Origin of the sequence: Nonomuraea cypriaca (genome assembly GCF_015645445.1) — a bacterium.
Taxonomy (GTDB): domain Bacteria; phylum Actinomycetota; class Actinomycetes; order Streptosporangiales; family Streptosporangiaceae; genus Nonomuraea; species Nonomuraea cypriaca.
Genome location: NZ_JADOGI010000047.1, coordinates 1 through 14,664 on the forward strand (window position 1 = coordinate 1; position 14,664 = coordinate 14,664).

Sequence of the window (14,664 nt, forward strand, 5' to 3'; positions counted from 1 at the left end):
CCGTGCATGGGGGTGCCCAGGCCCGCCGTGCTCTGGGCCGGCTGAGGCTGGTGGGGCTGCGGCGCGGGCTGCTGGTAGGTGTCGTGGCGGCGGGCGTACGGGTCCGGCTGCTGGTACGCAGGGTCGGACTGGTACTGCGGCTGGTCGGACTGGTATTGCTGCGGGTCGGACTGGTACTGGGGCTGTGACGACGGGTACGGCGCCGCGGCCTGCGAGGGGAAGCCGAGCGGGTCGGTGCTCAGCGGCGACGGCCGACGCTGCTCGCCGCCCGGCATCTGGTAGACCGGCTCGTTCTCGACGTACTGCGGGCCGGTAAAGGGCTCGGCCGGCTGGATGTACTGGGGGCCGCTGAGCGGGTCGCCGGTGTACTGGGGACCGCTGAGCGGGTCGCCGGTGTACTGGGGACCGCTGAGCGGGTCGCCGGTGTACTGGGGACCGCTGAAGGGGTCGCCGGTGTACTTCTGCTGCGGGCCGGTCGTGTCGACGTACTGGGGGCCGGTGAAGGGGTTGCGCTCGCCGTAGGCCGGCGTCGTCTCCCTGGGGGCCGTGGTCTCGCCGTACGAGGCCACCAGCTTGTCCTGGTGCGCCGGCGGCGCGCCCCTGGCCACGAGCACGTCATTGGGCGACAGCGCGGCCGTGGGCCGTTCGTCAGCCGGCGGCTGCTGCGGCGGCCGGTGGTACTGGCCGGTGCCGGGGATGGCCCCGGTCTCGGGAATGGCGCCGGTTCTGGGATCCTCCGCGGGCACGGCGGGTTGCTCACCCGTGGCCTCGGCGAACCCCTCGTCCAGCGTGTCGAGCAGCCGGCCGACGTCCTCCATCGGCATGCGGAAGCTCGCTGTGCACATCTCCCCACGCCACAGGCTGAGCACCAGGGTGCCCTCGTGCCACGTGACCCGGAGACAGCGCTCCTGACCTCGTGCATCGAAGAAGACTTCGCCGAACGACGGCAACGGGACAACTTCCGACATGGCAGACATACTGCTTTAACCAGCCTTTATTCGTCCACTCAACCCCGGAAAACCCTAGGGAACCGACCTTCTCATCTACTCCCTGAACCCCTCTGGTCACGCACAGGAACCTCTGTTTCCACCCAGTTGGAGTTCCGAGCGCCCAGTGTGCCATGCGCGCGGCGGTACGGGTCCGGGAACGCCGGGATGCGTCTGGCCGATCACAGCGCGTTCGGCGCGGCGGCCCCGGAATGCGGGTAGCGTTTACTGCCGTGCCGGACTCCCATCTCCCGTCAGTGGACGAACTGCTCACCGTCGCGGTCAACGCTCTCGGAGGGAGCGAACGCCAGGGCCAGGTCACCATGGTCCACGCCGTGCAGCAGGCCATCGACGACGAGGAACACCTGGCGGTGCAGGCCGGCACGGGCACCGGCAAGTCGCTGGCGTACCTGGTGCCCTCGATCCGGCACGCGATGGACGGCGACTCGCCCGTCGTGATCTCCACGGCCACGATCGCGCTGCAGCGCCAGCTCGTCGACCGCGACCTGCCCAGGCTGGCCGAGGCGCTCGGCAAGGAGTTGCCGCACGAGCCGACGTTCGCGATCCTCAAGGGCCGCCGCAACTACCTGTGCCGCTACAAGGCGTCGGCGGGCTGGCCCGAGGACGACGAGCAGGACCAGCTGTTCGACCCGCGCGAGGTGAGCGCGACCGGCCGCATGGTGCAGCGCATCCAGGAGTGGGCGGAGGAGACCGAGACCGGCGACCGCGACGAGCTGGTGCCCGGGGTGAGCGAGCAGGCGTGGCGGCAGTTCTCGGTGAGCGCGCAGGAGTGCCTGGGCGCCACCCGCTGCCCGAGCGGGGCCGAGTGCTTCGCCGAGCTGGCCAGGGCGCGGGCGGGCGAGGTGGACGTGGTGGTGACCAACCACGCGCTGCTGGCCATCGACGCCATGGGCGACCTGCCGGTGCTGCCCGAGCACGAGGTCGTGGTCGTGGACGAGGCCCACGAGCTGGTCGACCGGGTGACGTCGGTGGTGACCGCCGAGTTGTCGGAGTCGTCGGTGATGCTGGCCGTGCGCCGGGTCGGCCGCCTGATCGAGCAGCCGCTCGCCGACCAGCTCATGGAGGCGGGCGAAGATCTCAAGGCACTGCTGGCCGCCGCGCCGGCCGGCCGCGTCGACGAGCTGCCGCAGGTGCTCGGGCTGACGCTGCAGCTCATCCGTGACACCGCCTGGCGGTGCGTCACGGCGCTGGGGCCGCGTAACGCCGACAAGGACGACCCGGACAAGGCGGGCCAGCGTAAGGCCGCGTTCACGGCGCTGGACGAGGTGCACGACACGGCGGTGCGCATGCTGGAGGCGTACGGCCACGCCACGGAGGCCGACCGGGCGGAGGTGGTCTGGCTCGACTCCGGCACCGACCGCCGCCCGCCGTCGCTGCGCGTGGCGCCACTGAGCGTGAGCGGCATGCTGCGCGACAAGCTGTTCGGCGAGCGCACGGTGGTCCTCACGTCCGCCACGCTCGCGCTCGGCGGCACGTTCGACGCGCTGGCCGCGCAGTGGGGGCTGGGCGACGGCAAGGACTGGCAGGGCATCGACGTCGGCTCCCCGTTCGACCACCCCAAGGCAGGCATCCTGTACGTCGCCAAGCACCTGCCCCAGCCGGGCCGCGACGGGCTCCCCCAGCAGTACCTCGACGAGATCGCCGAGCTGATCGAGGCGGCCGGCGGGCGCACGCTGGGGTTGTTCTCGTCGATGCGCGCGGCCAAGGCGGCCACGGAGGCGCTGCGCGAGCGGCTGGACGTGCCGCTGCTGTGCCAGGGCGACGACTCGACGATGCTGCTGGTCAAACAGTTCGCCGAGGACGAGCCGACCTGCCTGTTCGGGACGCTGTCGCTGTGGCAGGGCGTGGACGTGCCCGGGCCCTCGCTGCGGCTGGTCATCATCGACCGGGTGCCGTTCCCGCGCCCCGACGACCCGCTCACCTCGGCCAGGCAACGCCACGTGGCGGCCAAGGGCGGCAACGGCTTCATGGCGGTGGCCGCCAACCACGCCGCCCTGCTCCTGGCCCAGGGGGCGGGCCGCCTGCTCCGCGCCCAGGACGACAAGGGCGTGATCGCGGTCCTGGACCCCCGCCTGGCCACGGCCCGCTACAGCAGCTTCCTCATGGGCTCCCTCCCCCCGTTCTGGCGCACCACCGATCCCAACATCCCCAGGGCGGCGCTGAAGCGCCTCTCCACGGAACCCTGAGCCAACCCCGCAGCCGGCGTCGACGCACCACGAGGCAGCGGCTCTCGGCACGTGCGGAAGGGCCCAACGACACAGGGACCGGATGGGCCACGGAGTCGGTCAAGAGAGCGCCGTGACGGCGGCCGGCCACGTGCGGGTCAGAGGCCGTCCCCCTGGAGGCCCTCGCCACGTGCGAGGGTTGGCGGTCCGGCGGCTCCGCCGTACAAGATGAAAGCCCTTAACCCGGGACGGCCCGAAAGGCGCAGGACCCCTAAGGCGCGGCGTTAAAAGGGGAAAGCTCGAGACGCTTCGGAGAGACGCCGTCCCCGGAGGAGGTGCCGCGCAGGCGGCGGGCGACCCAGGGCACCAGGTGCTCGCGCATCCACTGGGCGTCCTCGCGCCGCCGCGCGCGGGGATCCACCGAACGCGCCGGCCAGTCCTTGCGCCAGTCCTCGAACGGCACTCCCAGCACGTCCAGCACCCGGGCGGCCACCAGCCGGTGCCCGTCGGCGTTCATGTGCAGCCGGTCCGCGCTCCACGCCCGCCAGTCGCGCAGCCCCTGCATCGACCACTGGTCCACCAGCCGGCACCCGTACAGGTCGGCGATGGAGCGCAGGTGCAGGTAGTAGATCGCGAAGCGGCCGCGCAGCCGCCGCATCAGCGGCGTGTCACGTGGGTCCACTCCCGTGAACAGCAGCACCTCCGCGCCCCCGGCCCGCAGGTCGCGCACGGCGTGGGCGAGCTGCTTGGCCATCACGTCGGGGTCGCTGGCAGGCCTGAGCAGGTCGTTGCCCCCGGCGCAGAGACTGACCAGGTCGGGCGCCATCTCGACGGCCAGCGGCACCTGCTCGCCGGCGATCTGGTCGAGCAGCTTCCCGCGAACGGCCAGGTTGGCGTAGCGGAAGGCCGGCTCGTCGGCGGCCAGCCGCTCGGCCACCCGGTCGGCCCAGCCACGGTAGTGCCCGTTGGATCCGGGGTCGTTCAGTCCCTCGGTGAAGCTGTCGCCGAGCGCGACGAAGGACTTGTAATGCCTCATGAGGTGCCGTTCATCAGATGTCGGGCGTAGAAACCTCGCCGTCAGGCGAAGGAGGAAAAGCCCTCTTCCTTTCCGGAGTAGGCGTAGCCGTCTGCCCGTTGCAGGAGACGGATGTGGCGATAGTGAATGCCCTGGACAACGCCAGAGCCGGTGGTGACATTGAAGCTGCCCCTTGATCGAACGGCGACCCTGCCAGTGTGGATGCCCGCTTTCGTCCCCGATGGCACTACCGCCTGAACCAGGTCACCAGTTGCAAAGCCGTACACCTGTTTGACGCGGGGCAGCCGCAGCCGGGGAAACCCGTATCGATCGGTGCGCGTCCTACAGCGGGTGCCCCGTCCCGTGCAGGCGACCACCAGCACCCGGGCGGGCAAAGCGGTCACCGTATCTAGGCAGCCGACGTGCAGCGCGTCCAAAGTGTGCGACTTGGGCGCCCCGGTCCTCGACCGATTCCACTTTGTCCGCCCGCCGGAAGCGCTATGAACCGGCAGACCGGTCCTGGCCAGCGCGCGCCAGAGCGCCCATCGGGTGGTGTTGACTGCGGCCGCGTCCCGCAGCGGCGCCTTCGCCTGAGTGAGCAGCCGGGCGAGCACTCTCGGCCGCCCTGCCAGGAACTCTTCCACAGGGCGGTTGTTCTTTGCCTGGTTGCACGGCACACACGCGAGCGTCAGATTTGACACGCGATCGGAGCCGTCGCGGGAGCGCGGCTGGATGTGGTCGAGGTTGAGCGGCACCCCCGTGGCGCCACAGTAGGCGCAGCAGCGGCCCCACTTGGCCAGCAGATACTCGCGCACTTCGCAACCGTACAGCGTGCCCCTCTGATACCTCACTCCCTCCAGCGGGCGGCCGGCGGCCAGCGAGCCGGTATCGAAGGCGACCCGCTCCACGTGCAATGCCCGCACCGGCGCCCAGCGGGTAAGCCGGGTGACCCAGGACAGGGCGGTGGCCACCCGGTGCCGCAGGCTGGGCGGCAACCACCCCTCCGGGCGTTTGCGGTTGGCGAACCGCGGCTTGCGATAGCGTAGGTTCACGCTGCGCCGCCGCCTGCGATAGGCAGCACGCTGCACGAGCCTGTTCCGGATGCTGCCACCGCGGTGATCGAGCTGGAGCGCGAACAGACCGGTCCGAGTGCCGCCGTCGGCGTAGAAGACGGCGATGCCAGTGTGCTTGCTGCCCGGGTCGATCCCGACTTCCACCCCCTGCACTGTGGAAGCGGCGGCGGTGCGGTCGGTCAGACGGATCACCAGAGGGGTGTGCCGGTGTACCCGAGCCCGGCCCGATGCCAGCAGCTTGCGCGCCCGCGCGGGATGGCACGGATCCAATGGAGTCCCTTCCTTGGCCAGAACGAACACCCTAGGTGCGGTCTCACGACCGCATACTCCCCTTACGGGGGTGACGCCCGTACGGGCAGGTGAGGCCATACGGGTCTCTCCTCGACCAGGTCGGCCACTCCGCTGCCCTGCTCGGGCCTCGGCGTCCCGTTTCGTCCCTGCTCCAAGGTTGTCTGCTGACGCCGATTCGAGAGTCCGGGGCTGGAGAAGCACCCCGGAGTCGATCTTCTGACGTGTGGCCAACGTAGCCACCTGGTTCACCTCCCTCTCCTGGTGACTGGGTCTGATCAAGCCAGCCCCCCCTCGCCATGGCCCGAGGGTCATCGCTCCAGGGCAAGCCCGGCCCTTCACGGCTGGGAGCGCTTGATCTCCGCGATAGCGTGCAGCGCAAGGACGTATGACTGTAGTCCGAAGCCCGCGATCGTGCCCGTCGCCACCCCGGCGACGACCGAGGTATGGCGAAACTCTTCCCTCGCCGCGGGGTTGGTGAGGTGCACCTCGACGAGCGGGGCCGTGCGCTGGGCGATGGCGTCGCGCAGGGCGTAGGAGTAGTGGGTGAACGCGGCCGGGTTGAGCACGACAGGGATGCGCCCGTCGGCGGCCTCGTGCAGCCAGCCGACCAACTCGGCCTCGTCGTCGGTCTGGCGCACCTCGACGTGGTGGCCGAGCTTCCTGCCGGTGTCGCGGCAGAGCGCGGCCAGGTCGTCGAACGTCTCCGCCCCGTAGACGGACGGCTCGCGGGTGCCGAGCCTGCGCAGGTTGGGGCCGTTGAGCACGAGAATCATGCGGAGATCTCCTTGTACGCGGCCTCGAGGAGTTCCTCGGCGGGGTCTTCCAGCCGCCCCGGCCTGGCCAGGTCGTCGAGGACGACGAACCGCTGCTTGGCGCCGCGGTTCTTCTTGTCCAGGCGCATGTGGTCGCGTAGCCGCGGCCAGGCGCCCGCCCGGTAGGAGATGGGCAGGCCGACGCTGGTGAGGATGGATCTGGTGCGGTCGGCGAGGTCGGCGTGCCCGGAGAGCCTGGACAGCTCGGCGGCGTAGACCATGCCGATGGCGACGGCCTCGCCGTGGCGGATGCCGTAGTGCTCTTCGCGCTCGATGGCGTGGGCGAGCGTGTGGCCGTAGTTGAGTATCTCGCGCAGCCCGGCCTCGCGCAGGTCGGCGCCCACGACGTCGGCCTTGACCCGGATCTTGCGCTCGATCAGCTCGCGGGTGTGCGGGCCGTCGGGCCTGGTGGCGGCTTCGGGGTCGGCTTCGATGAGCGTGAGGATGGCCGGGTCGGCGATGAAGCCGCCCTTGATGACCTCGCCCAGTCCTGCCACGTAGTCGGCCCGCGGCATGCCCGCCAGCGTGGCCAGCTCGCAGAGCACGCCCGCGGGTGGCAGGAACGTGCCGACGAGGTTTTTGCCCTCCGGCGTGTCGATGCCGTTCTTGCCGCCGACCGCCGCGTCGACCATGGCGAGCAGCGTCGTGGGCATGAGCACGACCTGCACGCCGCGCAGCCACGTGGCCGCCACGAACCCCGCCAGGTCGGTCGTCGCTCCCCCGCCCACGCCCACCACGGCGTCGGAGCGGGTCACGCCGTGCCGGCCGAGCGCGGACCAGAGCCCCGCCGCGACCTCGACGGTCTTGGCCTGCTCGCCGTCGGGCACGGGCAGGTCGACCACCTCGTAGCCGGCCTCGGAGAGGACCGCGCCGACCGGTCCGGAGAGCTCCGGCAGGCTCGCCGGGCGGATGACCGCGACCGTGCGCACGCCCGGCTTGAACAGCGTCGTCAGCTCGGCGAGCACGCCGGTGCCGACGACCACGTCGTACGGGCTGTCACCGCGCACGGTGATCCGCGTGGCGCCCGTGCCCTTGCCGGTCATGCGTGGACCTCCTGCACGTCGGTCCTCCTGAGCGTCATGCGGGCAGCCCCTTCACGATCTCTTCGGCGAGCTCCTCGGGCTCCCGTTTGTCCGTCACCACCGTCATCACGGCCAGCCGCTCGTAGACCGGCCGCCGCTCCTCCATCAGCTTCCTGAACTGGCTGCGCGGGTTGAGCACGAGCAGCGGCCTGGCCGAGGCGAGCCCGACCCGCTGGACCGCGTCGGTCAGCCCCACCTGGAGGTAGACGACGTGGTGACCGGCGAGCAGGGCCTGCGTCGCCTCGTGCAGCACGGCGCCGCCGCCGAGGGACAGGACGCCCTCGTGCTCGGTCAGCGCCCGGCGCACGGCGTCGTGTTCCAACTCGCGGAAGCGGTCCTCGCCGTCCTCGATGAAGATGTCGGAGACGGGCTTGCCCGCGACGGCCTCCACGTCGGCGTCGGTGTCACGGAACCCGACGCCGAGCCGCTCGGCGACCAGCCGCCCGAGCGTGCTCTTGCCGGATCCGGGCGGCCCGATCAGCACCACGGTGTTCACAGCTCGCTCACCACTCCCGTCTCGTTTTCTGACCCGCTCACTTGATCACCATCGAGGAGAGGTAGCCGGACAGGTTGCGCGCGACCTCCTCGACGGAGTCGCCACCGAACTTCTCGATCGCCGCGTCGGCCAGCACCAGCGCGACCATGGCCTCGGCGACGACGCCGGCCGCGGGGACGGCGCAGACGTCGGAGCGCTCGTGGTGGGCCTTGGCCGCCTCGCCCGTCTTGACGTCGATCGTGGCCAGCGCCCTCGGCACCGTGGAGATCGGCTTCATCGCGGCGCTGACGCGCAGGATCTCGCCGTTGGTCATGCCGCCCTCGACGCCGCCCGCGCGGTTGGTGATCCGCTTGACTCCGTCGTCCGCGGTGTATTCGATCTCGTCGTGGGCGCGCGATCCCGGCCGCCTGGCGGTCTCGAAGCCGTCGCCCACCGCGACGCCCTTGATCGCCTGGATGCCCATGAGCGCCGCGGCGAGCCTGGAGTCGAGCCTGCGGTCCCAGTGGGTGTAGCTGCCCAGGCCCGGCGGCAGGCCGTAGGCCAGGACCTCGACGACGCCGCCGAGCGTGTCGCCGTCTTTGTGCGCCTGGTCGATCACCTCGACCATCAGGGCGCTGCCCTCCGGGTCGGCGCACCGCACCAGGTCCTCGTCGATCCTGGCCAGGTCGCCGGCCCCCGGCAGGGTCGCGGACGGGGTCCGCGCGCCGCCGATCTCGGTCACGTGGCTGACGATGTCGACGCCGAGCGCCTGCTTGAGGAAGCGCCTGGCGACCTCGCCGAGCGCGACGCGGGCCGCGGTCTCGCGGGCGCTGGCCCGGTCGAGCACCTGCCTGGCGTCGTCGAACCCGTATTTCTGCATGCCGGCCAGGTCGGCGTGGCCGGGGCGGGGGCGGGACTTGGGCGCGTTGCGCGCGAGGCCCTCCAGCTCGGCCGGGTCGACCGGGTCGGCCGCCATGACCTTCTCCCACTTCGGCCACTCGGTGTTGCCGATGCGGACGGCGACCGGGCTGCCCATCGTGCGTCCGTGGCGCACGCCGCCCACGATCGTCACCTGATCCTGCTCGAACTTCATCCGGGCGCCCCGCCCATAGCCGAGCCTGCGGCGGCGCAGGGCCTCGTCGATCGCGGCCGTGGTCACCTCGACTCCGGCCGGCAGGCCTTCGAGGATGGCGACGAGTTCGGGCCCGTGGGACTCTCCGGCGGTCAACCAGCGCAACATGCGTACAAGTCTTCCATGTGCTGCCGGGTGCGACGTCCTTCGTTCACCAGCCGAGACACAGCACGCTGAACGCGCCCAGCAGCATGAACGGCCCGAAAGGGAACTCGGTGTCCCTGTTCGCGCGGCCGGTCAGCAGGAGTGCCAGGCCGTAGAGTGCGCCGAGTAACTGCCCGCAGAACGCCGCCACGACCCACGCCTGCCAGCCGAGGGCCGCGCTCGCCAGGCCGATCAGCCCGGCCAGCTTGACGTCCCCCAGCCCCATCGCCTGCGGCCGCACGAACCACAGCAGTCCGTACACGGCCGTCAGCGCCACCCCACCGGCCAGCGCCCTGGGCAGCTCCCCCGTCGGTACGAGCCCCAGCGCCACGATCGGGTACGCCGGCAGCGTAACGGCGTCGGGCAGCAGCGTCGTACGCCAGTCGATGACCGCCAGGGCCGTGCCGATCACGGCGAAGCACGCGTACGGCGGTCCCAGCCGCCACGTGACGAGGGCGGTCACGGCGGCGGTCACCAACTCCACGGCCGGCGGCCAGGCGGGCACCGGCGTGACGCCGTCGTCGTAGGAGTCGGCCAGCGCCCTGATGGAACGCCCGCAGACCAGCCCGAGCACCGCCATGAGTGCGACCACGAGCCGACCCTAACGCCGCCCACCCCAACCGGCAGCCCGATCAGCACACCTCCCCCACAGCCCCGGCTGTGACACCCAGAGTCACCGGCCTTCGCGGGATGCTCGGCGGGGTGGTGAGGGGTCAGCGGTGCTTGCCGCTTCTGCGGAACCAGCGGCGTCTGCGGACAGGCGCCGGCTCCACCCGGGCCACGGTGACGCCCGTGAGGCCGGCGACGGTGCCCGACTCGACGGCCGCCAGCGCCTCCAGCACCGTGCCCTCGATCACGAACTGCACGGGCCCCGCCACGTCCACCACCACCGCCGCCGCCTGCTCCTGCACGGCGGCCTGGCACACCTGTGGCGTGGTGGCCTGGATCGGCCGGGCGTCGGGACGCCACCTGGCCAGCGCTTCCGTGCCGGTGAACGCGAGCACCGCCTGCCTGCCGTCCTGCCCGACGAGCTTGGGCAGCGCCATCTCGCTCTCCTTCTCCTGCCGCAGCCCGTGCGCGCCGACCTCGGCCTCGGTCAGCAGGGCGACCACGGGGACGAGGAGCCTGGCGCCGCTCAGCGCGGTCAGGACTTCGGCGGCGTCGGCCGTACCCGCCTGGTAGGAGGCGAGCGCGGCGGCCACCGCGGGGGCGGCGGCGCCGTCGTCGCGGGGATCGAGGGGTTGCGGGATGCTCGGCACAACCTCCGAGACTACCGGCGCCCACGCCCACCCCCCGGCACGGGTGGGGCCGTGCTACCCGAGGTCGGTGATGGCCGCCACCGGGCCGCCACCGGAGGGGCCCTGGTGGACGGCGGCCACCGAGACGAAGACGGCCGGGTCGCCCGTGACCGCCGCCGCCACCCCGCCCACCGTGGCCTTGATCTGCCGGTGCCAGTGCACGTCGGAGTCGTCCAGCATGATGTTGCGCCGCCCGCGCACCCGCCCCGACGGGTCGGCCTCGCACTTCATGAACACGTTCACCAGCCGCCCCCCGAGGTCCGACGGATGCGGCCGTTCCGGCAGCGGCAGGCCCGAGTCGCGGATGGCCTCCCAGATGCCGTCCGCGTCCAGGGCGTCCTTCATGACGCTGTGGCCGATGCGGTAGCGGCCGCCGATCCCGCGTACGTTCCCCACGAGCACGATCTGCGCCCGGTCCAGTTCGACGCCGGACGAGCAGGAGGCCACGGAGGAGTAGAGCGACAGGTCCTTGTGGATCTGGTCGGCGCGCGGCATGTCGATCTCGCCGAGGGCGGCGGCGACGCCGAGCGCCGTGGTGGAGTTGGACAGGTCCATGGAAGGACCGGTCTCCTCGATCGCGGTGTCCTGGCCGCGGCTCTTGGCGTCGGTGATGGTGGCCAGGGTGAGCAGCGGCGTCTTGGTCTGTACGTAGTGGACGTCGCGCGGGTCGTCGATCCCGGCGATCTTCATGGCCTCGCGTACGCCGGCGGCGACCTTCTCCACCATGGCGGGCCTGCCGATGTCCTCGGGGAGGATCACCTCGCTCATCGCCACGCCCACGGACAGCCGAGGTTCGTCGGAGGCGGGTGCGCCGGCGGTGGTGGCGAAGATCGTGGCGTGCGGGCTGAGCACTCCGTCGGTCCCGCCCGACCACACCAGCGGCACGCTTTCCGGCGCCGGATGCCCGTGCTCGGCCAGCACCTCGCGGAAGGCGCGGTCGGCGAGGATGCGCGTGTAGTCGTTCACGCCGCCGTTGCCCTCGGTCTTGCCGACGACGGCGAGCACGCGGTGCGCCTCGATCACCCCGTCGGCGATGAGCCGTGACAGCCCGGAGGCGTCGGTGACACTCTCGATCGGCACCTTGCGCACTTCGATCGGGTCCGGCATGCGAAGCCCTTTCTCCCGTACCGGTTTCCCCTGCCTGCTCTGGCGACGCTAGCCGAGCCGACCGGCGGGGTTCATGGGCAATGTCTGCCCATGAACCCCGCCGCCCATGTCAAGGTGCGCTCGGCGGGTAGGGTCCGGGATGTGATTCGCGAAGCACATGTCAACGGGATCAAGCTCGTGTACCGGGAGGAAGGCGGCGCGGACGCTCTCCCGCTCGTGCTGATTCACGGCCGCACCGCCGACCACAACGACTGGAACGGCATAACCCAGCACTTCGCGGCCCGCTACCACGTGCTCGTGCCGGACCTCAGGGGTCACGGGGCCAGCGACCACCCCGGCGACTATCCGCTGCCCGGCATGGCGGAGGACGTCGTCGCGCTGCTGGACCACCTGGGCATCGAGCGCGCCACCGTCATCGGGCATTCGCTGGGCGGCGTGGTGTCCAGCCTGCTGGCCGCGAGCCATCCCGAGCGGGTCGAGCGGCTGGTGCTGGAGGACGTGCCGACGCTCCCGCTGCACGACCGCGCCACCATCGTCGAGGACGACTCCACAGGGTTCGACTGGCGGATGATGTACGACACCGAGCGGCAGTTCCTCGATCCCGATCCCGGCTGGGCGGCGGGGCTGGCGAAGATCACGGCGCCGACGCTGGTGCTGTCCGGCGGTGCGGCGAGCCCGTTCGAGGCCGGGGAGACGGCGGCCAGGATCCCGGGGGCGCGGCTGGTCACGATCAAGGCCGGTCACCTGATCCACGTCGCCGCCCGCGGGGCGTTCCTGCGCGCGGTGGACGCGTTCCTGGAGGAGGAGCCCGCCGTGAGCCCGTCTCATGTGGCCGACCAGGACGGTGGGACCGCGCCGTAACGCCCATCTCACGTGACCGGGCGCGGGATCGCGCCCGAAGATCCACCGGAGTGAACCAAGCGACACAATGACCTGTAAAGGCGATTGTGACCCCAATGTCATAAATATCCGACATGGTGGAGGGGTGGGAACCAGGCTCAGCGATCACGTGAAGGAACGGCTGAGCACGTTCGGTCTCATGGCGCCCTCGATCGCCCAGTGCGCGGTGGGCGCCGCCCTGGCATGGGTCGTCGCCATCGAGTTGCTCGGCCACCCGAGCCCGTTCTTCGCGCCGATCTCCGTGCTCGTATGCGTGGGCGTCGGCTTCGGGCAGCGGCTGCGCAGGGTGTCGGAGCTGGTGGTGGGCGTCAGTCTCGGGGTGGGCGTGGGCGACCTGCTGGTGGCCTGGATCGGCTCAGGCCCATGGCAGATCGCGCTGGTGGTCGCGCTGGCGATGACCACCGCGATGCTGCTGAACAGCGGGGCGCTGTTCGTCGCGCAGGCCGGGTCGTCGGCGGTGCTGGTGGCCACGCTGGTGCCCGGGGAGGGCGCCGGTGGGCTGGACCGGATGGCCGACGCGCTCACGGGGGGCGTCATCGGGATCGCGGCGGTCGCGTTGTTGCCTGCGAGCCCGTTCGCGCTCGCCGCCAAGCACCTGTCCGGGGTGCTGGACGCGCTGTCCACGGTGCTGGAGCAGGCGGCGGAGGCGATCGAGAAGCGCGACGCCGACCTGGCGGCCGAGGCGCTGGAGCAGGCGCGTACGACGCAGGCGGCGGTGGAGGAGTTCGAGGCGGCGCTGGAGACCAGCAAGGAGATCGCGCTGATCTCGCCGCTGCACTGGCGGCGAAGGGCCAGGCTGGCCCGTTACGAGACCGCGGCCGTGCCCGTCGATCTGGCGCTGCGGAACGCGCGGGTGCTCAGCAGGCGTACGCTCGCCTCGCTCGGAGAGGCAAGCCCGCCCCCCGCCGCGCTGGCCGAGGCGATGCGAGAGGTCTCCGAGGCGGCGCTGCTGCTGCAACTCGAACTGGCCGCGGGGCGCGAGCCGACACTGGCGCGGCAGGCGCTGCTCGCGGTGGCGGCGCGGGAGCGTCCGGACGGGCTGGGCTTCTCGGCACACGTGATCATCGCGCAGTTGCGTTCCGTGGTGGTCGACCTGCTGCAGGCGACCGGGATGACGAACGAGGACGCCGCCGCGGCGCTGACCCCGCTGGACGAGCCCAGCGGGCAGAGCACCGGGTCTTGACGCGCCCGCCGGCGGTCAAGGTCGCGCTGCTGAGCGCCACCTGCCTGGCGGCGCAGCACAACGGGTGGGACGACGGGCTGCGCACGCGTACGCTCGCCGTGGTCTTCGACGGCCTGCGCCCGCAACCGGTCGGCTAGGGGACCGGGATCCGCTCGACGCGGATGGAGAAGACCTCCTCGCGGGGCACCACGACCTCGTAGGCACCGTGGTCGACCATCCAGTAGCCCAGCGCCTCCGCCTTCATCCCGCTGTGCCCGGTGTAGGCGATGTGCAGCCCGTCGTCGTCCTCGTCGAGCACGATGCACGGCTCGCCGCCGAAGGCGCCGACGGTGCGGATCAGCACCAGCCACTCCACCTCGGACCTGGCCACCACCCGCCGCCAGTAGCCGGCCGCGGCCTCGAACCCCTCCAGCTCGGCCTCGCTGAACAGCACCACCTGGTCGTTGACTGGGCCGAGCGCGGCGGGCAGCGTGCGCTCGCCGAACCGGGCGACGAAGCCGGAGGCGACCGGCGCGATCTCCTCGCTCATGCGGCGGGCCGCCAGGTCAGCCCGTCGTACTCGGCGAAGGTCCGCTCGCCGCCCGGAGTGACGTGGACGATCTCCGCCCCGGCCGGGATCGGCATCGGCACGGTGTGGAACTGGGGCACGACATGATCGGGCGACGTGGTGAACCCGTTGCCGGCGAACGGCGGCGCGTCGCTCCAGTCGCCGCCCATGTGCGGCCCGTACGGCACCGCGTACGTGTCGACGTCGCGGGCGTACCAGCGCATGACGTAGAGCTCCGGCACCTCGGCGAACAGCTCCGATCCTTCGAAAGACAGGTCCAGCCCGTAGTAGAGCGCCTCCGGCGTGGTCAACCTGACGCAGTCCTGCACCCGGTAGACGTAGCCCGAGATGACCGTGCGTTTGCCCGAAAGGTATGGCACGAGCAGACGCGGCGGGACCACCTTCTGCATCTGCGTTCCGCTCACAGTCCTAC

The 14,664-nt window shown here is 71.4% G+C and carries 15 protein-coding genes and 1 pseudogene; 4 read left to right on the top strand and 12 right to left on the bottom strand.

The features are described 5' to 3' along the window. Positions 1–968, bottom strand: a pseudogene (locus ITP53_RS17615) (hypothetical protein); the annotation flags it as partial. Positions 969–1,198: 230 nt separating this feature from the next. Between ITP53_RS17615 and ITP53_RS17620 the strand changes: the two are divergent. Then, positions 1,199–3,193, top strand: a complete 1,995-nt coding sequence (locus ITP53_RS17620; RefSeq protein ID WP_195896484.1) for an ATP-dependent DNA helicase — start codon at positions 1,199–1,201, stop codon at positions 3,191–3,193. Positions 3,194–3,443: 250 nt separating this feature from the next. Here the strand turns inward: ITP53_RS17620 and ITP53_RS17625 are convergent, their stop codons facing one another. The 9 genes from ITP53_RS17625 to bar form a co-directional block, all read right to left on the bottom strand. Then, the gene (locus tag ITP53_RS17625) at positions 3,444–4,208 is read right to left on the bottom strand and encodes an SGNH/GDSL hydrolase family protein (RefSeq protein WP_195896485.1); all 765 of its coding nucleotides are present in this window, start codon (positions 4,206–4,208) and stop codon (positions 3,444–3,446) included. Between the two features lie 41 nt (positions 4,209–4,249). After that, positions 4,250–5,560, bottom strand: a complete 1,311-nt coding sequence (gene iscB, locus ITP53_RS17630) for an RNA-guided endonuclease IscB (protein ID WP_195896486.1) — start codon at positions 5,558–5,560, stop codon at positions 4,250–4,252. A gap of 326 nt (positions 5,561–5,886) precedes the next feature. Then, positions 5,887–6,324 (bottom strand): type II 3-dehydroquinate dehydratase, encoded by a 438-nt coding sequence (gene aroQ, locus ITP53_RS17635; RefSeq protein ID WP_195896487.1) that lies wholly within the window; start codon positions 6,322–6,324, stop codon positions 5,887–5,889. Continuing rightward, positions 6,321–7,406 carry a 3-dehydroquinate synthase gene (gene aroB, locus ITP53_RS17640; RefSeq protein WP_195896488.1) on the bottom strand — a complete coding sequence of 362 codons (1,086 nt, stop codon included), beginning with the start codon at positions 7,404–7,406 and terminating at the stop codon, positions 6,321–6,323. The genes aroQ and aroB overlap by 4 nt, the downstream gene beginning before the upstream one ends. 34 nt (positions 7,407–7,440) lie before the next feature. Then, a complete protein-coding gene (locus ITP53_RS17645; protein WP_195896489.1) occupies positions 7,441–7,941 on the bottom strand; it encodes a shikimate kinase in 501 nt (166 codons plus the stop codon). A 37-nt stretch (positions 7,942–7,978) separates the two neighbouring features. Beyond that, entirely contained in the window at positions 7,979–9,160 is a 1,182-nt protein-coding gene (gene aroC, locus ITP53_RS17650) for a chorismate synthase (protein ID WP_195896490.1), read from the bottom strand. A 43-nt stretch (positions 9,161–9,203) separates the two neighbouring features. Continuing rightward, complete coding sequence (locus ITP53_RS17655; RefSeq protein ID WP_195896491.1) at positions 9,204–9,788, bottom strand: prepilin peptidase; 585 nt, start codon at positions 9,786–9,788, stop codon at positions 9,204–9,206. 121 nt (positions 9,789–9,909) lie between these two features. Beyond that, entirely contained in the window at positions 9,910–10,455 is a 546-nt protein-coding gene (locus ITP53_RS17660; RefSeq protein WP_195896492.1) for an SseB family protein, read from the bottom strand. Positions 10,456–10,509: 54 nt separating this feature from the next. Next, positions 10,510–11,601, bottom strand: a complete 1,092-nt coding sequence (gene bar / locus ITP53_RS17665; RefSeq protein ID WP_195896493.1) for a barbiturase — start codon at positions 11,599–11,601, stop codon at positions 10,510–10,512. A gap of 141 nt (positions 11,602–11,742) precedes the next feature. On the opposite strand from bar, the gene ITP53_RS17670 reads away from it, so the two are divergent. The 3 genes from ITP53_RS17670 to ITP53_RS17680 all read left to right on the top strand — a co-directional run bounded on the left by ITP53_RS17670 (position 11,743) and on the right by ITP53_RS17680 (position 13,821). After that, entirely contained in the window at positions 11,743–12,462 is a 720-nt protein-coding gene (locus ITP53_RS17670) for an alpha/beta fold hydrolase (protein WP_195896494.1), read from the top strand. 124 nt (positions 12,463–12,586) lie between these two features. Continuing rightward, positions 12,587–13,684, top strand: a complete 1,098-nt coding sequence (locus ITP53_RS17675; protein WP_195896495.1) for an FUSC family protein — start codon at positions 12,587–12,589, stop codon at positions 13,682–13,684. Next, positions 13,681–13,821, top strand: coding sequence for a hypothetical protein (locus tag ITP53_RS17680; protein ID WP_195896496.1), 141 nt, complete (start codon positions 13,681–13,683; stop codon positions 13,819–13,821). Before ITP53_RS17675 ends, ITP53_RS17680 begins: the two co-directional genes overlap by 4 nt. On the opposite strand, the gene ITP53_RS17685 is transcribed toward ITP53_RS17680, so the two are convergent. Both ITP53_RS17685 and ITP53_RS17690 read right to left on the bottom strand, forming a co-directional pair. Then, positions 13,818–14,213, bottom strand: a complete 396-nt coding sequence (locus ITP53_RS17685; RefSeq protein ID WP_195896497.1) for a hypothetical protein — start codon at positions 14,211–14,213, stop codon at positions 13,818–13,820. The two genes, ITP53_RS17680 and ITP53_RS17685, sit on opposite strands and share 4 nt — an antisense overlap. After that, on the bottom strand, positions 14,210–14,656 hold the full coding sequence (locus ITP53_RS17690; protein WP_328814853.1) for a hypothetical protein: 447 nt from the start codon (positions 14,654–14,656) through the stop codon (positions 14,210–14,212). The genes ITP53_RS17685 and ITP53_RS17690 overlap by 4 nt, the downstream gene beginning before the upstream one ends. Positions 14,657–14,664 lie beyond the last annotated feature (8 nt).